General features: G+C 72.9%; 22 protein-coding genes and 1 tRNA gene. 9 read left to right on the top strand and 14 right to left on the bottom strand.

Annotated elements, in window-relative coordinates; genetic code table 11:
• Positions 1–44 precede the first annotated feature (44 nt).
• Together ACZ7JZ_RS10510 and ACZ7JZ_RS10505 are read left to right on the top strand one after the other, a co-directional pair.
• The gene (locus tag ACZ7JZ_RS10510; protein ID WP_470935829.1) at positions 45–1,232 is read left to right on the top strand and encodes an acyl-CoA dehydrogenase family protein; all 1,188 of its coding nucleotides are present in this window, start codon (positions 45–47) and stop codon (positions 1,230–1,232) included.
• Positions 1,233–1,302: 70 nt separating this feature from the next.
• Positions 1,303–1,698: a VOC family protein gene (locus ACZ7JZ_RS10505; RefSeq protein WP_470935826.1), complete on the top strand. Its 396-nt coding sequence runs from the start codon at positions 1,303–1,305 to the stop codon at positions 1,696–1,698.
• Here the strand turns inward: ACZ7JZ_RS10505 and ACZ7JZ_RS10500 are convergent.
• The 7 genes from ACZ7JZ_RS10500 to ACZ7JZ_RS10470 all read right to left on the bottom strand — a co-directional run bounded on the left by ACZ7JZ_RS10500 (position 1,635) and on the right by ACZ7JZ_RS10470 (position 7,889).
• Positions 1,635–2,357, bottom strand: a complete 723-nt coding sequence (locus ACZ7JZ_RS10500; RefSeq protein ID WP_470935823.1) for a helix-turn-helix domain-containing protein — start codon at positions 2,355–2,357, stop codon at positions 1,635–1,637. The two genes, ACZ7JZ_RS10505 and ACZ7JZ_RS10500, sit on opposite strands and share 64 nt — an antisense overlap.
• Before the next feature lie 22 nt (positions 2,358–2,379).
• Positions 2,380–2,727, bottom strand: a complete 348-nt coding sequence (locus ACZ7JZ_RS10495) for a rhodanese-like domain-containing protein (RefSeq protein ID WP_470935820.1) — start codon at positions 2,725–2,727, stop codon at positions 2,380–2,382.
• A gap of 136 nt (positions 2,728–2,863) precedes the next feature.
• Positions 2,864–3,682 carry a hypothetical protein gene (locus ACZ7JZ_RS10490; RefSeq protein WP_470935818.1) on the bottom strand — a complete coding sequence of 273 codons (819 nt, stop codon included), beginning with the start codon at positions 3,680–3,682 and terminating at the stop codon, positions 2,864–2,866.
• A gap of 65 nt (positions 3,683–3,747) precedes the next feature.
• Positions 3,748–5,136, bottom strand: a complete 1,389-nt coding sequence (locus ACZ7JZ_RS10485; protein WP_470935815.1) for a DUF2252 domain-containing protein — start codon at positions 5,134–5,136, stop codon at positions 3,748–3,750.
• A gap of 158 nt (positions 5,137–5,294) precedes the next feature.
• On the bottom strand, positions 5,295–5,939 hold the full coding sequence (locus tag ACZ7JZ_RS10480) for a response regulator (RefSeq protein ID WP_470935812.1): 645 nt from the start codon (positions 5,937–5,939) through the stop codon (positions 5,295–5,297).
• A 32-nt stretch (positions 5,940–5,971) separates the two neighbouring features.
• A complete protein-coding gene (locus ACZ7JZ_RS10475; RefSeq protein ID WP_470935809.1) occupies positions 5,972–7,678 on the bottom strand; it encodes a histidine kinase in 1,707 nt (568 codons plus the stop codon).
• Between the two features lie 128 nt (positions 7,679–7,806).
• Positions 7,807–7,889 (bottom strand) — tRNA-Leu (locus ACZ7JZ_RS10470).
• A gap of 328 nt (positions 7,890–8,217) precedes the next feature.
• Here ACZ7JZ_RS10470 and ACZ7JZ_RS10465 point away from each other — a divergent pair.
• The 6 genes from ACZ7JZ_RS10465 to pknB all read left to right on the top strand — a co-directional run bounded on the left by ACZ7JZ_RS10465 (position 8,218) and on the right by pknB (position 16,305).
• On the top strand, positions 8,218–9,054 hold the full coding sequence (locus ACZ7JZ_RS10465; RefSeq protein ID WP_470935806.1) for an FhaA domain-containing protein: 837 nt from the start codon (positions 8,218–8,220) through the stop codon (positions 9,052–9,054).
• 10 nt (positions 9,055–9,064) lie between these two features.
• Positions 9,065–9,571, top strand: coding sequence for an FHA domain-containing protein FhaB/FipA (locus ACZ7JZ_RS10460; protein ID WP_470935803.1), 507 nt, complete (start codon positions 9,065–9,067; stop codon positions 9,569–9,571).
• Between the two features lie 84 nt (positions 9,572–9,655).
• Positions 9,656–11,161 (top strand): PP2C family protein-serine/threonine phosphatase, encoded by a 1,506-nt coding sequence (locus ACZ7JZ_RS10455; protein ID WP_470935800.1) that lies wholly within the window; start codon positions 9,656–9,658, stop codon positions 11,159–11,161.
• Between the two features lie 40 nt (positions 11,162–11,201).
• A complete protein-coding gene (locus ACZ7JZ_RS10450; protein WP_470935797.1) occupies positions 11,202–12,626 on the top strand; it encodes an FtsW/RodA/SpoVE family cell cycle protein in 1,425 nt (474 codons plus the stop codon).
• Positions 12,623–14,092: a peptidoglycan D,D-transpeptidase FtsI family protein gene (locus tag ACZ7JZ_RS10445; RefSeq protein WP_470935794.1), complete on the top strand. Its 1,470-nt coding sequence runs from the start codon at positions 12,623–12,625 to the stop codon at positions 14,090–14,092. Before ACZ7JZ_RS10450 ends, ACZ7JZ_RS10445 begins: the two co-directional genes overlap by 4 nt.
• A 176-nt stretch (positions 14,093–14,268) precedes the next feature.
• Positions 14,269–16,305, top strand: a complete 2,037-nt coding sequence (gene pknB, locus ACZ7JZ_RS10440; protein WP_470935791.1) for a Stk1 family PASTA domain-containing Ser/Thr kinase — start codon at positions 14,269–14,271, stop codon at positions 16,303–16,305.
• 102 nt (positions 16,306–16,407) lie between these two features.
• Here pknB and ACZ7JZ_RS10435 read toward each other — a convergent pair whose 3' ends face one another.
• The 6 genes from ACZ7JZ_RS10435 to ACZ7JZ_RS10410 all read right to left on the bottom strand — a co-directional run bounded on the left by ACZ7JZ_RS10435 (position 16,408) and on the right by ACZ7JZ_RS10410 (position 20,286).
• Entirely contained in the window at positions 16,408–17,148 is a 741-nt protein-coding gene (locus ACZ7JZ_RS10435) for a class E sortase (protein WP_470935788.1), read from the bottom strand.
• Between the two features lie 21 nt (positions 17,149–17,169).
• The gene (locus ACZ7JZ_RS10430; protein ID WP_470935785.1) at positions 17,170–17,952 is read right to left on the bottom strand and encodes a class E sortase; all 783 of its coding nucleotides are present in this window, start codon (positions 17,950–17,952) and stop codon (positions 17,170–17,172) included.
• Positions 17,949–18,587: an aminodeoxychorismate/anthranilate synthase component II gene (locus tag ACZ7JZ_RS10425; protein ID WP_470935782.1), complete on the bottom strand. Its 639-nt coding sequence runs from the start codon at positions 18,585–18,587 to the stop codon at positions 17,949–17,951. The genes ACZ7JZ_RS10430 and ACZ7JZ_RS10425 overlap by 4 nt, the downstream gene beginning before the upstream one ends.
• Positions 18,584–18,760 carry a hypothetical protein gene (locus ACZ7JZ_RS10420; RefSeq protein ID WP_226731531.1) on the bottom strand — a complete coding sequence of 59 codons (177 nt, stop codon included), beginning with the start codon at positions 18,758–18,760 and terminating at the stop codon, positions 18,584–18,586. The genes ACZ7JZ_RS10425 and ACZ7JZ_RS10420 overlap by 4 nt, the downstream gene beginning before the upstream one ends.
• A 64-nt stretch (positions 18,761–18,824) precedes the next feature.
• Positions 18,825–19,559, bottom strand: a complete 735-nt coding sequence (locus tag ACZ7JZ_RS10415; protein ID WP_470935779.1) for a class E sortase — start codon at positions 19,557–19,559, stop codon at positions 18,825–18,827.
• On the bottom strand, positions 19,531–20,286 hold the full coding sequence (locus ACZ7JZ_RS10410) for a DUF881 domain-containing protein (RefSeq protein WP_470935776.1): 756 nt from the start codon (positions 20,284–20,286) through the stop codon (positions 19,531–19,533). Before ACZ7JZ_RS10410 ends, ACZ7JZ_RS10415 begins: the two co-directional genes overlap by 29 nt.
• 93 nt (positions 20,287–20,379) lie before the next feature.
• On the opposite strand from ACZ7JZ_RS10410, the gene crgA reads away from it, so the two are divergent.
• The gene (gene crgA / locus ACZ7JZ_RS10405; RefSeq protein ID WP_470935773.1) at positions 20,380–20,640 is read left to right on the top strand and encodes a cell division protein CrgA; all 261 of its coding nucleotides are present in this window, start codon (positions 20,380–20,382) and stop codon (positions 20,638–20,640) included.
• Positions 20,641–20,826: 186 nt separating this feature from the next.
• Here the strand turns inward: crgA and ACZ7JZ_RS10400 are convergent, their stop codons facing one another.
• Positions 20,827–21,690 (bottom strand): rhomboid family intramembrane serine protease, encoded by an 864-nt coding sequence (locus ACZ7JZ_RS10400; RefSeq protein ID WP_470935771.1) that lies wholly within the window; start codon positions 21,688–21,690, stop codon positions 20,827–20,829.
• Positions 21,691–21,704: the final 14 nt, after the last annotated feature.

Raw genomic sequence — 21,704 nt, 5'->3', positions numbered from 1 at the left:
ACAGGACGGACGCCGGATCCGGTGCGCGCGCGGGAGGACAGGCAGTGGACTTCACCTTCACCGAGGAACAGCAGGCGGCCGTCGAGGCGGCACGGGCCGTCTTCGCGGACGTCGCCCCCGACGGCGTGCCCAGCCCCGCGCTCACCCCGGGGGCGGTCGCCGAGGACTTCGACCGCCCCCTGTGGGCCCGGCTGGCCGCCTCCGACCTGCTGGCCCTCACCCTGGCCCCCGAGCACGGCGGCTCCGGCCTGGACGCCATCGCCCTGTGCCTGCTGCTGCGCGAGTCCGCCAAGGTCCTGGCCCGGGTCCCGCTCCTGGAGCACTGCGCCGCCGCCGCAGCCGTACAGGCCCACGGCAGCCCCGCGCTGGCCGCCGCCCTCCTCGGCCCGGCCGGCCGCGGCGAACTCGTCCTGACCGCGGCCGCGAGCGGCCGCACGGGCCACGACCCCGCCGAACTCGCCGTCACCGCCCGCCCCGAGCACACCGGCGACCCGGCCCGCCCCGGCAGCCCCACCGAAGCCCCGGCCGCCCCCGCCTGGATCCTCGACGGGCTCCAGACCTCCGTCCCCTGGGCCCACGGCGCCGACTACATCGCCGTACCCGCCCACACCGGCGACGGCGCGGCCGTGCTCGCGCTGGTCCCCCGGGACGCCCCCGGGCTCACCCTCGCCGACCAGTACTCCACCAGCGGGGAGCGCCTGGCCGAGCTCACCCTCGACTCCGTGCGCGTCCCCGCGGACCACCTCGTCGACCGGCCCGGCGCCTGGGAGGAGCTGCGGCTCCTCCTCACCACCGGCACCTGCGCCCTCGCCCTCGGCCTGGGCACCGCCGTCCTCGCGATGACCAGCGAATACACCGGAAAACGCGAGCAGTTCGGCTTCCCCGTGGCCACCTTCCAGGCCGTCGCCGTCCAGGCCGCCGACCGCTACATCGACCTGCGCGCCATGGAGGCCACCCTCTGGCAGGCCGCCTGGCGCCTGGGCAGCGGTGCGGGCGCGGGCGGCCCGCTGCCCGCCGCGGGCGACGTGGCCGTGGCGAAGATCTGGGCCTCGGAAGGGGTCCGGCGCGTGGTACAGACCGCCCAGCACCTGCACGGCGGCTTCGGCGCCGACACCGACTACCCCCTGCACCGCTACCACGCCTGGGCCAAGCAGCTGGAGCTCTCCCTCGGCCCCGCCGCGGCCCACGAGGAGGCCCTCGGCGACCTGCTGGCCGCCCATCCGCTGTCCTGACCCCGGCCGGAGCACGCCCGTGGCCGTTTTCTTCAATACCGGCCGCCCGCAAGCGGCCTAGCCTGCCCCCATGACCCCTCGACTCGACATGATCGGCCTGGTCGTCAGCGATATGGCCGCCTCGCTCGCCTTCTACCGCCGCCTCGGCCTGGACCTCCCGGCCGCGGCGGACCGGGAGCAGCACGTGGAGGCCGATCTCCCCGGCGGCCTGCGCATCGGCTGGGACACCGAGGAGGTGATCCGCTCCTTCGACCCGCACTGGACCCGCCCCGAGGGCGGGGACCGGATCGGCCTCGCCTTCCTCTGCGACTCGCCCGCCGAGGTCGACTCCCTCTACGCCGAGCTCACCGCCGCGGGCGCCAAGGGGCTCATCGCGCCCTGGGACGCCGCCTGGGGCCAGCGCTACGCCGTCGTGGCCGACCCGGACGGCTGCGGGGTCTCCCTCTTCGCCCGGCTCGGCGCGTAGCGCGCGGGCGTCCCGCCCGACAGGGCCCTGAACTCCCGTACCAGGTGCGCCTGGTCGGCGTACCCGGTGCTCTGGGCGGCCGCCGCGGCCGGCACCCCGGCCCGCAGCAGGGCCAGCGCCCGCTGGAAGCGCAGCACCCGGTCCAGGGTCTTGGCCCCGTACCCGAAGGCGGCCAGGGAGCGGCGGTGCAGCGTGCGCGGGCTCAGCTCCATGGCCCGCGCGACCGCTGCCACCGGTTCCCCGGCCCGCAGCCGCGCCACGACCTCCGCCGCGAAGGGCCCGGTCCCGGCCGTCCGCGGTGCGGCCAGCGCCTCCAGCCCGTCGAGCGGATCGGCGTACGCGGCCACCCGCCCGGCCAGGGCCCGCACCCGCGCCGCGGGCCACAGGTCCGCCAGCTCCACCCGGCGGTCCCGCAGCACGTCCGCCGGTACGCCGAGCAGCGCCGGCGCCGCCCCGGGCCCGAAGCGGATCCCGGCGAAGGCCGCGCCCGGCACCTCCCGGGCCGGGTGCGGCCGGGTGTCCGGCCCGGCGACCAGCAGCCGGCCGTCCACCCACAGCAGGTCCATGCAGCCGTCCGGCAGCACCGGGCCGGCGGGCCCGCCGCCGGAGCGCCAGAGCACCGCGCCGGGCACCCGCAGGGAGGGCCGCTCCGCGTACACGCCCGTACCGGACCGCGCCGGACTACAGCACGAAGGCCGGGCTGCCCGCGTCCTGCGCCACCATCGGGCGCCCGGCGCCGTCCCAGGCCTGCATCCCGCCGTCCACGTTCACCGCGTCGATGCCCTGGCGCACCAGGTACTGCGTGACCTGGGCGGAACGGCCGCCGACCCGGCACATCACGTACACCCGGCGGCCGTCCTCGACGGCCTCCGTCACCTCGCCGAAGCGGGCCACGAAGTCGCTCATCGGGACGTGCAGCGCGCCCTCGACGTGACCGGCCCGCCATTCGTCGTCCTCGCGGACGTCCAGGACGAAGCCGTCGGCCGGGACCGCCGCGGCACCCACCGAGGGAAGCGGACCGAAGTTCATAACGCCTTCTCTTTCTTGGTTGTCTTTTCCGTGTCCGGATGTTTCCGGACGTTTCAGGACGTTTCCGGGACGTTCTGCCGTATCCGGCCCCGACCGAACCAGCCGGAACCAGCCGGACCAAGCAGACCAGCCGAACCTATCCGGCGAGCTGCGCCAGCTCCGCCTCGCGCTCGCCGACCTGCGCGAGCAGCTGCTCGGCGATCTCGTCCAGCAGCCGGTCTGGGTCCTCCGGCGCCATCCGCAGCATCGCGCCGATCGCGCTCTCCTCCAGCTCGGCCGCGACCGCCGTCAGCAGCTCCTTGCGCCGCGCCAGCCACTCCAGCCGGGCGTACAGCTCCTCGGCCTCCGTGACCTGCGGCTCCTGCGGTCCCGGACCGGCCTCCCACTCCTCGGCCAGCGCCCGCAGCTCCGCCTCGTCCCCGCGCGCGTACGCCGCGTTGACCCGGACCAGGAACCCGTCCCGGCGGGCCCGCTCCGGCTCGGCCTGCGCCAGGTCCGGGTGGGCCCGGCGGACCAGCTCGCGGTAGAGGCGGCGGGCCTCCTCCGAGGGCCGCACCCGCTCGGGCGGGCGCACCGGCTGCCCGCCGAGCATGGCCGACGCGTCGTCGCCGATCCCGTCGGAGCCGATCCAGCCCTCGAAGAGCTCCTCCACGCCCGGCATCGGCATCACCAGCGACCGGGCCTCGGCGGCCCGGCGCACGTCCTCCGGATCGCCGGTACGGGCGGCCCTGGCCTCCGCGATCAGCGCGTCCAGCTCGTCGAGCCGGGTGTACATGGGCCCCAGCTTCTGGTGGTGCAGGCGGGAGAAGTTCTCCACCTCCACGCGGAAGGTCTCGACGGCGATCTCGAACTCGATCAGCGCCTGCTCGGCAGCGCGCACGGCCCGCGCCAGCCGGGCCTCCGGCCGCTCGGCGTCCTCGGGGGCACGGGTCTCCCCGGCAGTTTCCTCGCTCACCCGTCCAGCCTAGGGGGTCGGCCGGGGTACGGGCACGAACCCGCCGCCCCGCCGCCCCGGCCTGCTCAGACCCCCTCCTCCGCCGCGATGCGCCCGGCCCGCACGGCCGCCACCAGCTCCGCGTGGTCGGCCTCCGTCCGGTCCGCGTACGCGACGGCGAACCGCGCCACCGCCTCCTCGAACTCCTCGCTCTTGCCGAGGTACCCGGCGACCAGCCGCGGATCCACGCTGTGCGCGTGCGCCCGCGCCAGCAGCGCGCCCGTCAGCCGCCCGTAGTCGTCTATCTGCGTCGCCGACAGGGCCGCCGGGTCCACGCTCCCCTTGCGGTTGCGGAACTGCCGCACCTGGAAGGGCCGCCCCTCCACCGTCGTCCAGCCCAGCAGGTCGTCCGAGACCACCTGCATCCGCTTCTGACCGGAGACCACCCGGCGCCCCTCGTGGTCCACCGGTGCGTTCTCGAAGCCCACCGCGCTCAGGTGCGGCAGCAGCACCGAGGGCCGCGCCTCCTTCACCTGGAGCACCAGCGGCTCGCCCCGGTGGTCCAGCAGCAGCACCACGTACGAGCGGGTGCCCACGCTGCCCGTGCCGACCACCCGGAACGCCACGTCGTGGATCGCGTACCGGGCCAGCAGCGGCAGCCGGTCGGCGCCCACCGTGCCCAGGTACCCGCCCAGCGCCCGCGCGACGGCCGCCGCCTCCCCGTCGCCGACCCGCCGCAGCACCGGCAGCGCGTCCACGAAGGCCCGGCCGCCCTCCGGCAGCTCCGTGGTGGCCTTGGCCGCGAACCGCGCGCTCGTGTTCTTGCGGGCCTTCTCCGACACCTTCTCCATCAGCCCGACCAGGTCCCGCACGTCCCGCCGCGAGACCAGCTGCTCGTCGGCGACGGCGTTCCAGGCGTCGAGGACCGGCAGCCCCTCCAGGATCCGCATGGTCCGCCGGTACGCGCCCACCGCGTCGTACGCCGCCGCCCGGCAGGAGCCCTCGGACAGCCCCGCCACCCGCCCGGCCAGCACCAGCGAGGCCGCCAGCCGCTTCACGTCCCACTCCCACGGGCCGAACACGGTCTCGTCGAAGTCGTTCAGGTCGATGGCCAGCCGGCCCCGCACGTCCCCGTACAGCCCGAAGTTGGCCGCGTGCGCGTCCCCGCAGATCTGCGCGCCGACCCCCGTGACCGGGGTGCCCTCCAGGTCGTGCGCCATCAGCCCCGCCGCACCCCGCAGGAAGGCGAACGGGTTCGCGGCCATCCGGCCCACCCGGATCGGCGTCAGCTCCGGCACCCGCCCGGCGTTCGACTCCTCGACCGCGCGCACCGCGTCGGGCCGCCCCGCCACCGGATCCAGCCGGCCGTGGTCCCCCCGGGGCGCGCGCAGCCGCAGCGCCCTGCCCTCCGCCCGCGGAGCGCCCTGCGCCTCGCGCGGAGCGAACCCCGCCACCTGAGGAATCCGCTCGCCCATGCCCGTCCCCGCCCTGTCGCACGTACCCGTCGATCAACAGCGGCGACCGTACCCACCACGGGACCGCCCGCGGAAGGGACCACACGCCCCGCCCTCGTCACACCCCCGGACGGCCCGCCCGCGACCGGCAGGCCCCGGCAGCACCCCGCCGGCGCCCCTCAGAGCCCCGCGTCCCGCGCCAGCAGCGCCGCCTGCACGCGGTTCTCGCAGCCCAGCTTGGCCAGGATCCGGCTCACGTACGTCTTCACGGTCGCCTCGCTCATGTGCAGCCGCCGCCCCGCGTCCGCGTTGGACAGCCCCTCGCCGAGCAGGGCCAGCACCCCCCGCTCCCGCTCGCTCAGCTCCGCCACCCGCCGCCGCGCCTCCCCGGCCCGCCCGCCGGCCCGGCCCGCACCGCCCGCGGCCAGCTGGTCGACCACGTGCCGGGTCGCCCCCGGCGACAGGTACGCGTCCCCGGCCGCGGCCGCCCGCACCGCGCCGATCAGCTCGGCCGGGGCCGAGTCCTTCAGCAGGAAGCCGGCGCCGCCCTCCGCCAGGGCCCGCAGCACGTTCTCCTTCTCCCCGAAGGTCGTCAGGATCAGCGCCCGCGCCCCCGGCACCGCCCGGCGCAGCTCGCCCAGCGCCGACAGCCCGTCCATCACGGGCATCTGGATGTCCAGCAGCACCACGTCGGGGGCGTGGGAGCGCGCCAGCTCCACCGCCTCGCGCCCGTCCGCCGCCTCCGCGACCACCTCGATGCCGGGATCCGAGGTCAGGATCATCCGGATCCCGGCACGGATCAGCGGCTCATCGTCGGCGATCACCACTCTGACCACACCGCTCGCCACGGGCGTCCCTACCTCTTCGCGTTGTAAGACGACTTCTCGATCAGCTTGCCGTCCCGGAAGCAGAAGCGGAAAACCGGTTCCTCGTTGAACGAGTCCACCGTCTCGTCCGACAGCAGCAGCAGGCACCGGGCGCCCTCGGGCCGCGGCGGCCCCGAGCGCTCCAGCCCCTGCGTCAGCAGCGGATCGCCCTCCGGCAGCGCCGCCCGCACCTGCTCCTCGGACTGCCCGACGCGCACCGCGTCGTAGTCCGCGCGGCCCACCATCGACTTCTGCGCCGAGCCCACCATCATGAACAGCGCCGCACCGCCCGCCAGCACCAGCACCAGGCCCACCGCCGCGGCGATCCCGCAGCCCAGGGCCAGCCCCCGGGACCGGCCGCCGCCGATCCGGCCCGCGAGCTCGCGGTCCACGGCGCTCCAGTCCACCGCGGCCCCGCCGCCCCGCCCGTCCCCGGACAGGGCCTGCGCCTGCTGCCCGAAGTCGTCGGCCGCGTCCACCCGCGGCGGCGCGGCCCCGGCCGGCTCCGCCCCGTACGGCAGGACGCCCGCGACCCGGAAGCCGCCGTCCTCGGCGGGCCCCGTGTAGACCATCCCGCCGACCAGCCGGGCCCGCTCGCGCAGCCCGGTCAGCCCCTGGCCCCCGCTGACCACCTCGCCGGCGCCCGGACCGCTCCCGGGCCCGTTGACGATCTCCACGACCAGCGAGTCGTCCTCGTACCGCAGCTCCACCGCGATCGCCGCACCGGGCGCGTGCTTGTACGCGTTCGTCAGCGCCTCCTGCACGATCCGGTACGCCGCGTGGTCGCAGGCCGCCGCCAGCGGCCGCGGCTGCCCGCTCTGCGCCAGGTCGACCCGCGTGCCCGCCGCCCGGGCCGCCTCCACCACGCCCGCGATACCGGCCACCCCGCGGGCCGCAGGCTGCGCCTCCTCGCCGCCCGCCGGGGCCTCGACCCCGTCCCGCAGGATCCCCACGACCTCGCGCAGCTCGTGCATGGCCGCCACCGAGGCCTGGCGCAGCACCCCCACCGCCTCGCGCTGACGGCCGGTCAGCTCCGGGTCCACCTCCAGGGCGCCCGTGTGCACCGCGATCAGCGCCAGCTGGTGGCCGAGGCTGTCGTGCATGTCCTGGGCGATGCGCTGCCGCTCCCGCAGCCGGGCCTGTCCCGCCACCATCTCCCGCTCGCGCAGCAGCTGGGCGTTGCGCTCCTGCATCGCGTGCAGCAGGGTCCGGCGCTGGTTCCAGTACCGGCTGGCGAGACCCGGCATCACGGTCGTCGCCAGGAAGAACAGCGTGGACAGCAGCACCAGCGGCAGCGGGCGCGGCCAGGCCCCGTCGGCGGCCATCGAGGTGACCGTGCTCAGGACGAAGGCCAGGGTGAAGGCGCCGAGCGCCCTGCCGACCCCGACGATCCGGCGGCCGGCGGTCCAGCCCGCCAGGATCGTCATCGGGGCCATGCCCACGAGCACCCCGGACAGGGCGCAGGAGACCACGAGCACCCCGGCCGGCAGCCGGCGCCGCAGCAGCGAGAGCAATGCCACACCGGCCGTGGTGGCCAGCACCTGCCAGCCGGGCTCCTCCATCACGTCGGCGATGCCCGCGCCCATCAGCGCCAGCACCCCGGCCAGCACGCATTCGCCCGCCAGCCGGCGCCGGCTCCAGGGGTCGGGCCCCTTCAGCCAGGTCCAGCCCCGCCTCAGCTCCTCGCGCACGTCCACGCCCCCGACCCTAGGCAACGGGGGCCCGCCGCCCCCATCACCTTTCGTCGCGTCCCGCACCGACCAAAGTCGCGCCCGGCCGCATACGAAGAAGCCCCGCGGACCGATGGTCCGCGGGGCTTCCGCTGTGGGCGAGGGGGGATTTGAACCCCCACGTCCCGAAGGACACTGGCACCTGAAGCCAGCGCGTCTGCCGTTCCGCCACTCGCCCGAGTAGCTCCAGTGGTCTTTCCCTTGCGGGCCGTTCCCCTGGCGACACCGGAACATTAGCACGTCGGACGGGGTGGAATCACATCGCTTTCCCGGCCGCCCCCCGGCGGCCCCCGCACCCCCCGCCGGAGGCCCCCCGGCGGGCCCGGCGGCACCTCCCCTCCCACGGGAACCGCCCGGTGCGGGACACTGTCCCGGGGCCGCCTCTACGATCCCTTGTGAGGGGCAACACTCGTCTGCCGGACAGATAAGGGGAACCAGCCGATTTCCCCGCGCGTGGATACGATCAGTAAGCAGTACCAGGGCGACAACGACGGAGGAGGTGCCCCATGGGAGTCCTGAAGAGGTTCGAGCAGCGACTCGAAGGTCTGGTGAACGGCACCTTCGCCAAAGTGTTCAAGTCCGAGGTGCAGCCGGTCGAGATCGCGGGCGCGCTCCAGCGCGAATGCGACAACAACGCCACCATCTGGAACCGCGAGCGGACGGTCGTCCCCAACGACTTCATCGTGGAGCTCAGCGCCGGCGACTACGAGCGCCTGAGCCCCTACAGCGGCCAGCTCGGCGACGAGCTCGCCGGGCTCGTGCGCGACTACGCCAAGCAGCAGCGCTACACGTTCATGGGCCCGGTCAAGGTCCAGCTGGAGAAGGCCGACGACCTCGACACCGGCCTCTACCGCGTGCGCAGCCGCACCCTGGCCTCCTCCACCTCCCAGTCCCAGCCGGAGCAGCAGCAGCCCGCCCAGGGCGGCTACGGCTATCCTCCGGCAGGGACCCCGCCCATGCCACCCGGCCCGCCTCCCGGCGGCGGGTACGCGGGCGGCGGCCCCCAGCCCGGCCGCAGCCGCAGCGGCGGCGGCCCCGCTCCCGTCCCCGGGGGCGGCGCGGTCACGCGGCGCTGGATCGAGATCAACGGCACCCGCCACCAGATCTCCCGCCCGACGCTGGTGCTCGGCCGCAGCACCGAGGCCGACGTGCGGATCGACGACCCCGGCGTATCGCGCCGGCACTGCGAGATCCGGACCGGAACGCCCCCGACGATCCAGGATCTCGGATCCACCAACGGCATCGTGGTGGACGGGCAGCACACCACCCGCGCTACGCTCCGCGACGGCTCGCGGATCGTCGTGGGCAGCACGACCATCATTTACCGGCAAGCCGAAGGGTGAAGCGGGGGCAATGTCAGAGCTGACCCTGACGGTCATGCGGTTGGGTTTCCTGGCCGTCCTGTGGCTGTTCGTCATCGTGGCCGTCCAGGTCATCCGCAGCGACCTCTTCGGAACCCGCGTGACCCAGCGCGGGTCCCGCCGCGGGGGGAGCGACACCCGCACGCAGCCGCAGGGCGGCGGCGGCCGGCAGGCCGCGCCCCCGCAGCAGCGCCAGCGCCGCGGGGCGCCGACCAAGCTGGTCGTCTCCGAGGGCACCCTGACGGGCACCACGGTCGCCCTCCAGGGGCAGACGATCACCCTGGGCCGCGCCCACGACTCCACCATCGTCCTGGACGACGACTACGCCTCCAGCAGGCACGCCAGGATCTACCCCGACCGCGACGGCAACTGGATCGTCGAGGACCTCGGGTCCACCAACGGCACGTATCTCGACCGGGCCCGCCTGACCGTCGCGACACCCATTCCGCTGGGCACCCCGATCCGCATCGGCAAGACCGTCATCGAGCTGCGGAAGTAGTACGAGAATGAGCGAGCGGAGCGAGCGAGCCGCGGCGGTCCCCACAGCGGACCCGAGCGCGCTCCCGACCGGAGGGTGGGCAGTGTGGCTCGAGACCGGTTGTACCCGGACCCGACCGGCGAGGTGCGCATGAGTCTGTCCCTGCGTTTCGCCGCCGGATCCCACAAGGGCATGATCCGCGAGGGGAACGAGGACTCCGGCTACGCCGGCCCCCGCCTCCTCGCCATCGCCGACGGCATGGGCGGCCAGGCCGCCGGCGAGGTCGCCAGCTCCGAGGTGATCTCCCTCCTCGTGCCGCTCGACGACGACGTCCCGGGCTCCGACGTCCTGACCTCCCTCGGCAGCGCCGTCCAGGTCGCCAACGACCGGCTGCGCGTCATGGTCGAGGAGGACCCCCAGCTGGAGGGCATGGGCACCACGCTCACCGCCCTGCTGTGGACCGGCCAGCGCCTCGGCCTCGTCCACGTCGGCGACTCCCGCGCCTACCTGCTCCGCGACGGCCTGCTCACGCAGATCACCCAGGACCACACCTGGGTGCAGCGCCTGGTCGACGAGGGCCGCATCACCGAGGAAGAGGCCACCACCCACCCGCAGCGCTCCCTGCTGATGCGGGCCCTCGGCAGCGGCGACCACGTCGAGCCCGACCTGTCCATCCGCGAGGTCCGGCCCGGCGACCGCTACCTCATCTGCTCCGACGGCCTCTCCGGCGTGGTCTCCCACCAGACCCTCGAGGAGACCCTGGCCGGCTACCACGGTCCGTACGAGACCGTGCAGGCGCTGATCCAGCTCGCCCTGCGCGGCGGCGGCCCGGACAACATCACCTGCATCGTCGCGGACGTCCTCGACGGGGACACGGGCGACACCCTCGCCGCCCAGTACACCGACACCCCCGTGGTCGTCGGCGCCGTGGCCGAGAACCAGCACCAGCTCTTCGACGGCGGGGCCATGCAGACCCCCGCCGGCCGCGCCGCCGGGCTCGGCCGCCAGGCCGCCCCGGCCCCGGGCTTCGGCCCGCCCGGCAGCGGCTCCACCCCCGGCTACGGCGCGGCCCCGGGCGCGTACGGCTCGTACGGCGATCCCGAGCACGGGGAGTTCGACGAGGACGACGAGGACTACGCCCCCCGCAAGGGCCGCGCGTGGCTCAAGCGCTCCCTCCTGCTGCTGGTGGCCCTCGGCGTGGTCGGCGGCGCCGTCTACGGCGGCTGGCGCTGGACCCAGACCCAGTACTACGTCGGGGTCAAGGACCAGCACGTGGCGCTGTACCGCGGCATCAGCCAGAACCTCGCCTGGATCAGCCTGTCCAAGGTCGACCAGGACCACCCCGAGATCGAACTGAAGTACCTGCCGGACTTCAAGCGCAAGCAGGTCGAGGCCACGATCAGCGAGGGCGACCGCGACAGCGCGCTGGCCAAGATCCGCGAACTGGGCACCCAGGTCACCGCCTGCAAGAAGGACGAGCAGCGGCGCAAGGCCGAGGAGAGCGCCAAGCCCGCGCCCGACGGCACGGCCACCCAGACGAACCCGACACCCACACCCGGCCCCGCTCTCACCGAAGAAGAGAAGAAGCTGGTCGACCAGTGCGGCCAGTAACAGCCGGAGCCGCCAGCGGGCACAGGGGGCCTGCCACACCATGAGCGTTGTCACCAACACGACCACCATCGGCGCCATCGAGCTGCCGAGCCGGCGCAACACCGAGCTGATGCTGCTCGGCTTCGCCGTGGTCATCCCGATCTTCGCCTACGCCAACGTGGGCCTGGCCATCGACGGCAAGCTGCCCCCGGGCATGCTGTTCTACGGCCTCGCCCTCGCGGTCGTGGCGGGCATCGCCCACCTCGTCGTACGCCGCTACGCCAAGTACGCCGACCCGCTGCTGCTGCCCCTCGGCATCCTGCTCAACGGCCTCGGCCTGGTGCTGATCTGGCGCCTGGACCAGTCCGAGCGCCTCCAGAACCTGGCCAAGCGGGCCTTCGGCACCTTCTCCGAGTCCGCGCCGAACCAGATGCTGTACACGGCGCTGGGCATCGGCCTGTTCGCCGGCGTGCTGCTGGTCCTCAAGGACCACCGCACCCTCCAGCGGTTCACGTACATCTCCATGGCGGCGGCCCTCGTGCTGCTGATCCTGCCGATCGTCCCGGGCCTGGGCGCCGACGTGTTCGGCGCGAAGATCTGGATCAGCGTCGGCGGCTTCTCCATCCAGCCCGGCGAGTTCGCGAAGATCGTCCTGGCGGTGTTCTTCGCCGGCTACCTCATGGTCAAGCGCGACGCCCTGGCCCTGGCCTCCCGCCGCTTCATGGGCCTCTACCTGCCGCGCGGGCGCGACCTCGGGCCGATCCTGACGATCTGGGCCGTCAGCCTGCTCATCCTGGTCTTCGAGAACGACCTCGGCACCTCGCTGCTGTTCTTCGGCATGTTCGTGATCATGCTGTACGTGGCCACAGAGCGGACCAGCTGGATCGTCATCGGCCTGCTGATGTCGGTCGGCGGCGCGGTGGTCGTGGCCTCCTTCTCCAGCCACGTCGCCTACCGCGTGAACGCCTGGCTCGACCCCTTCGCCTGCTACACCACCTCCGGCGCCTGCGAGCAGGTCGGCCAGTCGATCATGAGCTTCGGCTCCGGCGGGGTCCTCGGGGCCGGCTGGGGACAGGGCAACTCCGACCTGATCGGCTTCGCCGCCAACTCCGACTTCATCTTCTCCACCGTCGGCGAGGAGCTCGGGCTCGCCGGGGTCATGGCCTTCCTGCTGCTCTACGGCCTGATCATCGAGCGCGGCGTCCGCACCGCCCTGGCCGCCCGCGACCCCTTCGGCAAGCTCTTCGCCATCGGGCTCTCCGGCGCCTTCGCCCTCCAGGTCTTCGTGGTCGCGGGCGGGGTCATGGGCCTCATCCCCCTCACCGGCATGACCATGCCCTTCCTCGCCTCGGGCGGTTCCTCCGTCCTCGCGAACTGGGCCCTCATCGGCATCCTCATCCGCATCAGCGACACCGCGCGCCGTCCCGCACCGGCCCCCGCCCCGTCCCCCGACGCCGAGATGACCCAGGTGGTCCGACCCTCATGAACAAGCCCCTGCGCCGCATCTCGATCTTCTGCGGGCTGCTGATCCTGGCGCTGCTGGTCCGGACGAACTGGCTCCAGTACGTCCAGGCCCAGGATCTCAGCACCCGCAAGGAGAACCGCCGGGTCGCCATCGCCCAGTACGCGCAGGAGCGCGGCAACATCATCGTCAACGGCAAGCCGATCACCGGCTCCGCCGTCACCGACGGCAGCGACTACAAGTACAAGCGCACCTACCTCGACGGCCCGATGTGGGCGCCCGTCACCGGCTTCGCCTCCCAGGCCTTCGGCTCCACCCAGCTGGAGAACCTCCACGACGGCATCCTGACCGGCAACGACGACCGGCTGTTCTTCGACCGCACCATCGGCATGTTCACCGGCGAGAAGAAGCAGGGCGGCAACGTGGTCACCACCCTGGTGCCCGCCGCGCAGAAGGCCGCCTTCAAGGCGCTCGGCAACAACAAGGGCGCCGTGGTCGCCCTCGACCCGCGCACGGGCGCCATCCTGGCCCTGGCCAGCGCCCCCTCGTACGACCCGTCCGTCTTCGCCGGCAACTCCAAGAACGACGAGAAGGCCTGGGTCGCCCTCAAGGACAGCAAGAACAAGGAGCTGGTGAACCGCGCCCTGCGCGAGACCTACCCGCCGGGCTCCACCTTCAAGGTCGTCACCGCCGCCGCGGCGCTGGAGAAGGGGGTCGTCAAGGACATCAACGCCCCCACCGACACCCCCGAGCCGTACTTCCTGCCCGGCACCGTCCCCAGCCCCGACACCAGGCTGATCAACCAGCACGGCGGCTGCGAGAAGGCGAGCCTCAACAGGGCCATGGAGGTCTCCTGCAACACCGTGTTCGCCAACCTGGGCAACAAGGTGGGCCGGGACGAGATGGTGAAGGCGGCGGAGAGCTTCGGCTTCAACAACCCGAAGATCGACACCCCGGTCCGCGCCTTCGCCAGCGTCTACGACAAGAACATGAACGCCCCCAGCAACGCGCTGTCCTCCATCGGCCAGTTCAACACCGCGGCCACGCCCCTCCAGATGGCCATGGTCGCCGCCGCGGTCGCCAACGACGGCAAGCTGATGAAGCCGTACATGGTCGACCAGCTGACCGCACCCAACCTGGACGTCATCGAGCAGACCGAGCCCGAGGAGATGAGCCGCCCGCTCTCCCCGGAGAACGCGCAGAAGCTCCAGGAGATGATGGTCAACGTCGTCGAGAACGGCACCGGCACGAACGCCCGGATCAGCGGCGCCACCGTCGGCGGCAAGACCGGCACCGCGCAGCACGGCGAGAAGAACAAGGAGCGCCCCTACGCCTGGTTCATCTCGTACGCCACCACCGAGAAGGGCGCGGTCGCCGTGGCCGTGGTCATCGAGGACAGCAGCGCCACCCGCGAGGACATCAGCGGTGGCGGCCTGGCCGCTCCGGTGGCCAAGGACGTCATGAAGGCCGTGCTCAAGAGCCAGGGGTGACCCCCGGGTGACCCGCCCGTACGCCGCCGGGGCCCGGCGGCGTACGGTACCGGTCCTGTATCAGCCTGCGGTCACGGACGGCAGACACATCCGCGGCCGGTAGCCTTTGCGCGGACAGCACACCGCCGGACCACACACGGGTGCGGTCGGGACTGACGGAGAGGGCTGGAGACGTTATGGAAGAGCCGCGTCGCCTCGGCGGCCGGTACGAGCTGGGCTCGGTGCTCGGCCGTGGTGGCATGGCCGAGGTCTATCTCGCGCACGACACCCGGCTCGGCCGCACCGTGGCCGTGAAGACGCTGCGGGCCGACCTGGCCCGCGACCCGTCCTTCCAGGCCCGGTTCCGCCGTGAAGCCCAGTCCGCCGCCTCGCTCAACCACCCGGCGATCGTCGCGGTCTACGACACCGGCGAGGACTACGTCGACAACATCTCCATCCCGTACATCGTGATGGAGTACGTCGACGGGTCCACGCTGCGCGAGCTGCTGCACTCCGGCCGCCGGCTGCTGCCCGAGCGCACGCTGGAGATGACGATCGGCATCCTCCAGGCCCTGGAGTACTCGCACCGCGCCGGCATCGTGCACCGCGACATCAAGCCCGCGAACGTCATGCTGACCCGCACCGGCCAGGTGAAGGTCATGGACTTCGGCATCGCCCGCGCCATGGGCGACTCCGGCATGACGATGACGCAGACCGCCGCCGTGATCGGCACCGCCCAGTACCTCTCCCCCGAGCAGGCCAAGGGCGAGCAGGTCGACGCCCGCTCCGACCTGTACTCCACCGGCTGCCTGCTGTACGAGCTGCTCACCGTCCGGCCCCCGTTCGTCGGCGACTCCCCCGTGGCCGTCGCCTACCAGCACGTGCGGGAAGAGCCTCAGCCGCCGAGCAACTTCGACCCCGAGATCACGCCCGAGATGGACGCCATCGTCCTCAGGGCCCTGGTCAAGGACCCCAACTACCGCTACCAGTCCGCCGACGAGATGCGCGCCGACATCGAGGCCTGCCTCGACGGCCAGCCCGTCGCGGCCACCGCCGCCCTCGGCGCCCCCGGCTACGGCGGGTACGGCTACGACCAGGGCCACGGGCACGGCCACCCCGGCTACGACCAGCCCACCACGGCCCTGCGCACCGCCGACCCCGGCCAGACCTCGATGATGCCGCCCATGCCGCCCGGCGGCGAGGGCTACCCGCCGCCCGGCTACGACGACGGGGGCCGGTCCGGCCGCCGCCAGAAGAAGAGCCGCGCCTCCACCGTGCTGCTCGCCGCGGCGGCGGTCCTGGTGCTGATCGGCGCCATCCTCATCGGGCAGTCGCTGACCAGCGGAAACGGCAGCGACCCCGTCTCCGCGCCCAACCTCGTCGGCGACACCTTCGCGCAGGCGGTCAAGAACGGCGAGAACGCCGGGGTGAAGGTGGTCGAGGCCGGCAAGGAGCCCTGCGAGGACCAGCCCGAGGGCAAGGTCTGCAGCCAGGACCCCGCGCCGGGCACCGAGGTCGAGAAGGAGAGCACGATCAACGTCGTCGTCTCGACCGGCGCCCCCAAGGTGCTGGTCCCCGACGTGCTGAACGTGTCCTTCGACGAGGCCGAGAAGACCCTGCGCGACAAGGGCTTCACCGTCGAGCGCAAGAACGAGGAGTCCGACCGCACCGCCGGCACGGTCCTCAAGCAGAACCCGCCCGGCAGCTCCTCGGTGGAGAAGGGCTCCACGGTCACCCTGACCGTGGCCAAGGAGGCCGAGAAGTCCACCGTCCCGGACCTGATGGGCAAGAGCGAGGCCGAGGCGAAGAAGGCCCTGGAGGACGCCGGGCTCCAGCTCGGCACCACCACCGAGGTCGACTCCACGGCCACCGCGGGCACGGTCGTCAAGCAGAGCCTGGCCCCCGGCCAGCAGGTCGCCCCCGACTCGACCGTCAACGTGGAGATCGCCAAGGCGGCCCAGCAGGTCCAGGTGCCGCAGCTGTTCAACAAGACGGTCGCCGAGGCCCGGCAGATCCTCCAGCAGAACAACCTGAGCTTCGGCTCGGTGCTGTCGGGTCCGCAGGACGAGAACGCCCTGATCCTGGCCACCGACCCGGGCGCCAACACCCCGGTCGCCCCCGGCACCGTGGTCAACGTGCGGACGGTCCCCGGCCAGCAGGACGGCGGGAACAACAACGGCGGCAACAACGGGGACGAGGGAGGCTTCCTCGGAGGCCTCCGCGGGGGCAACTAGCCCCTTCCGGCCCCCCGGAGCCCCCGGAGCCCACGAGGGCCCGGTTCCCCCCTCACAGGGGGAACCGGGCCCTTTCTCCGTGCACCCGGGGTCCGGCCGGGCTCAGCGCAGCTCCGCCGGGGGCGTCCGGTCCGCGTCCACCTTCTGCGTGCGGACCAGCTCGCCCCATACGACGTACCGGTACTTGGACGTGTAGACCGGGGTGCAGGTCGTCAGCGTGATGTACCGGCCCGCACGCTCCCGGCCCGCCTGCTTCGGGACCGGGGCGAGGACGTCCACGTTGTACTTGGAGGTCTGGCGCAGCTCGGCGAAGACCTTGTACACGTACCAGGTGTCCCGGGTCTCGAAGACGACCGCGTCCCCGGTCCGGATCTTGTGGATGTTGTGGAACCTGGCCCCGTGCCCGTCCCGGTGCGCCGCGAGGGAGAAGTTGCCGGACGGGTCCCAGGGCAGCGCCGACTTCAGCGGCTCGGTGTAGTAGCCGGCCACGCCGTCGTCCAGCACCTCCGGGGAGGTGCCCCGTTTGACCAGCACCTCGCCGCCGCCCATCGCCGGCACGTGGAGGAAGCCGATCCCGCCGCGGGTGTCGAGGGCGCCCGGCCCGGCGGCGGCGCCGCCCGCGGCGGCCGCCCGCCAGCTCTCGCGCACGGCGTCGCCGCCGCGCGCGGCCTGCCGGTCGGCGAGCACGTTCGTCCACCACAGCGAGTAGACGACGAACAGGCCCAGCACCAGACCGGTGGTGATCAGCAGCTCGCCGGTGAGGCCGAGGACCACCGCGAGCCTGCTGCGCGTACCGCCGGCGGCGCGCGCAGCCCCCGCTGCGCGTGTACTCCTGGCTGCCAAGACTGCGACTCCCGATCCCCGTCAGCCGGCGGAGAGGGCCGCCGGGACGCCCGCACTGCGCGGCCGCTCCTCGACCATCCTGCCCCACACGACCATGCGGTACGTGCTGGTGAACTCGGGGGTGCAGGTGGTCAGGGTGAGGTAGCGGCCCGGGCCGGTGAACCCGGATCCCCGGGGGACCGGCTCCAGCACGGAGATGTTCGTCGGCGGGGTCTGCGGCAGGATCGAGGCCATCTCGTACGTGTAGTAGGCCTCGCGGGTCTCGACCACGATGGGGTCGCCGGGGCGGAGCCGGTTGATGAAGCGGAAGGGCTCGCCGTGCGTGTTGCGGTGGCCCGCCACGGCGAAGTTCCCCTGCGCGTCCTGGGGCATCGCGGTCTTCAGGACGCCCTCGGAGTAGTGCCCGACCATCCCGCGGTCGAGCACCTTCGCCTTGCTGGTGCCCTCCGCGACCGGCACCTTCACGTCCAGCTTGGGGATGTGCATGATCGCGAAACCCTGGCCGGGCTCGAAGGCCGCGGGGGCCGGCGCCCCGGCGGCCGGGCCCTCGGCCCAGGCCCGCTCCAGGCTGCCGCGGGCGCCGTCGGCCGCGCGCTCCGCCAGCACGTTCGTGTACCAGAGCTGGTAGGTGACGAAGAGGAGCATGAGCAGGCCGAGGGTGATGAAGAGCTCACCGGCCGCACGGCTCGCGACGACCACCGGGCCGCCGCGCGCCCGCCGCCGGGCGCGCTTCGCGGCCTCCTGGGCCGCCCTGCGCCGCGCGGCCCGGCCCCCGGTGGGGGCGGGCGGCGCGACCGCCGTCATGCGACGGCCTTGCCCACCACCGGCGCGAGGCCCGCTGACCTGGCCACGGCGCCCGCGTCCCCGCAGCGCACGAGCCAGTTGGCGAGCATCCGGTGGCCGCCCTCGGTCAGCACGGACTCGGGGTGGAACTGCACGCCCTCCACGTCGTGCTCCCGGTGCCGCAGGCCCATGATGATCCCGTCCTCGGTCCGGGCGGTCACCTCGAGCACGTCGGGGAGGGTCTGCGGCTCGGCGGCCAGCGAGTGGTAGCGGGTCGCGGTGAACGGCGAGGGCAGGCCCTCGAAGACCCCGAGCCCCTCGTGGAGCACCGGGGAGGTCTTTCCGTGCAGCAGCTCGGGGGCCCGGCCGACCACGCCCCCGTAGGCCACGGCCATGGACTGCATCCCGAGGCAGACGCCGAAGACGGGCACGCCGACGGCGGCGCAGTGGCGGACCATGTCCACGCAGACGCCGGCCTGCTCCGGGGTGCCGGGTCCGGGCGAGAGCAGGACCCCGTCGAACCCGTCCTGCGCGTGCGCGAGCTCGACCTCGTCGTTGCGCAGCACCTCGCACTCGGCGCCGAGCTGGTACAGGTACTGGACCAGGTTGAAAACAAAGCTGTCGTAGTTGTCCACGACCAGAATGCGCGCGCTCACCGCGTGGCTCCCGAACCTTCGTCGACGGTCACATCGTTGAACGGAAGCAGCGGTTCGGCCCAGGGGAAGACGTACTGGAACAGGACGAAGACCACGGCCAGGACCAGGACGAGGGAGATCAGCGCGCGTACCCACGCATTGCCCGGCAGATGCCGCCAGATCCAGCCGTACATGCCCGCTCCGACCCCGTCTTCTTCCTCTTGTCCGCCCCGCGCGCTTTCCGTATCGCGCACCAGACTACGGGCTGCCCCGCCCCGCGGGCCGGGTCTCGGTGAGTTCCGCCCACACGATGAGGCGGTGGCTCCTTCCCCATTCCGGATCACAGGTGGTGAGCGTGAGGTAACGCCCGGGTACGGCGAACCCGGACTTCACCGGCACCGGGTCGACCACGGCGACGTCGGTGGGCAGCGTCCGCACGGGCCCCCTGCGCACGGTGTACGTGTACGTCGCCGCGGAGTCCTTGACGATGACCGCGTCCCCCGGCCGCAGCCGCGGGAAGTCCTTGAAGGGGTCGCCGTAGGTCCGCCGGTGCCCGGCGACCGCGAAGTTCCCGGTGCCGCCGAGGGGGGCGGTGGCCGGGTAGTGGCCGAGCCCCTTCTTCAGCACCCCGGCGCCGGTGCCCTCCAGTACGGGCTTGCGCCAGTCCGCGCCGAAGCGGGGGACGTACATCACGGCGAAGGCCCGGCCGGGCGGGTACGCGGCGGGGGCGGGCGCCGGGGCCGGCGGGGCGGCCGGGTCCCCGGGGGCGGCCGGGGCGCCCGCGGCGGGGCGGGCGGACCAGCGGTCCGTGAGCCCGGCCAGCTCGCCGGCCATGGCCCGGTCGGCCTTCACGCCGGTCCACAGGACCACGTAGACGACGAAGAGCACGATGACCGTGCCCGCGGTCAGGCAGAGCTCGCTGAAGGTCCGCACGGCCCAGCGGATCAGGGCCCCGGGACGCTCCTCAGGAGGCAGTCTCCACAGGCTTCGCATAGTGGAGGTCCACTGTGCCGGAGTACCCCGGCAGAGTCACCGCCCCGTGGTCCTCCACTTTCCAGCCGAGCCCGTAGGCGTTCACGTACAGCTGGTAGTTCTGGATCGCCGGGGAGTCGGCCAGGGCCTTCTGGAGGCTGCCGGGGTCGCCGACCGCGGTCACCTTGTACGGCGGGGAGTAGACCCGGCCCTGGAGGATCAGGGTGTTGCCGACGCAGCGCACGGCGCTCGTCGAGATCAGCCGCTGGTCCATGACGCGGATCCCGCGGGCCCCGCCCTGCCAGAGGGCGTTGACCACGGCCTGGAGGTCCTGCTGGTGGATCACCAGGTCGTTGGGCTGCGGCTCGGGGACGTTGGGGATGCGGGCCTTGGCGCCGGGCGGGGCGTCGTTGAGGGTGACGGTGACGGCCCGGCCGGTGAGGGGCTCGGTGCCGGCGGCCTTCTGGAGGGCCTTGAGCCTGGCGTCCTCGGCCCGGGTGCTGCCGTCGTCCCGCTCGGCGAGGGCGTCGACCTCGCGGCGCACGGCCCCGGTGGCGTCCTCCAGCCCGGCGTTGGCCTGGCTGCGGTCGTGGATGAGGTCGGACAGCTTCAGGAGCGAGTCGTCCGTCCGGATGTTCGTACCCTTGGAGGTGTTGAAGCTGGTCACGAAGATGAGGCCGGCGAGGGCGAAGACGGCGAGGGTCAGGAGCCGGACCGGCCTCCGGTGGGAGTGCTCGGAATTGCTCAACGTACCCTTCTCCTTCAACGCCGCAAGAACCACTACGCTAACGGACGCCACGGGGGAGGAAGAGTCCCCAGCGCATCGACAGGAGAGACCCTCGTGCCGAAGTCACGGATCCGCAAGAAGACCGACTACACGCCGCCGCCCGCGAACAACCGCGAGGCCCAGGCCATCAAGCTGACCAACCGCAGCTGGGTCGCCCCGGTGATGCTGGCGCTGTTCCTGATCGGCCTGGCGTGGATCGTGATGTTCTACGTGACCGACACCCGGCTGCCCGTCGAGGCGCTGGGCAACTGGAACATCGTGGTCGGTTTCGGCTTCATCGCGGCGGGCTTCGGCGTATCCACCCAGTGGAAGTAAGTCAAGCTCTCCCCATACTTATCCACAGCGCTATCCACAGCTGAGGAAAAGACAGAAGATCTGTGGATAACTTGGACCCAGGTTGACGCCGGTGTGATTGACACCCCCGTCCACCTGGGTCCTTGTCGTCCAGCAGGCACTCCACATCGTGCACAAGATCCACCACGGACTGTGGACAACCTGCGCTCAGGTGAGCGCCGCGGTCCTCAGGAGGACGGTCGCGACCACCGCCGCCAGGATCAGTGCACAGGTCCCCCACTGCCACAGCGCACGGCGCTCGCGCGGGGCGTGGACCATCCCGAAGCCGATCACGGCCCCGCCCACCAGGCCGCCGATGTGCGCCTGCCAGGAGATCCCCGACCAGCCGAAGGTCAGGATGAGGTTGATCACCAGCAGCGCGATGATCGGCCTCATGTCGTACCGCAGCCGGCGCATCAGCACCGCCGTGGCCCCGAAGAGCCCGAAGATCGCGCCCGAGGCCCCGAAGGTGGCGCTGAAGGGCGGCTCCAGCAGGTAGACGAGGGCGCTGCCGGCCAGCCCCGAGCCGAGGTACAGGGCCAGGTAGCGGATCCGCCCGAGGGCGGCCTCCAGCGGGGGCCCGAGGAACCACAGGCTGAGCATGTTGAAGCCGATGTGCCAGAACTCGATGTGCAGGAACATCGAGGTAACCAGGCGGTACCACTCGCCGCCGGCGACCCCTTGCATCGTGCCGTCGATGTCGAACCAGCGGCCGACCAGCGCGAAGTTCTCGACGAACGTCCGCTCGTCGGCCAGCGCCCCCAGGAACACGGCCAGGTTCAGGCCGATGAGCAGTTTGGTGACGAGGGTGGTGTCGGCGGCCACGGCGCCGCCCGCCACCGTGCGGGGCGTGGTGGCGGAGGCCGTGTGGCCGGTCCCCGAGCCGGTGCGGACGCAGTCCGGGCACTGGAAGCCCACGGAGGCGTCGATCATGCACTCGGGGCAGATCGGGCGCTCGCAGCGGGTGCAGCGGATGCCCGTCTCGCGCTCCGGGTGGCGGTAGCAGTGCGGAAGGCGTGCGGTCTCGTCCATGGCCCCCTCCCGGC

This window comes from Streptomyces sp. NPDC038213 (genome assembly GCF_055600495.1).
The sequence above is the reverse complement of the archived record's forward strand: the minus strand, read 5'-3'. Positions and strand labels throughout refer to the sequence as shown.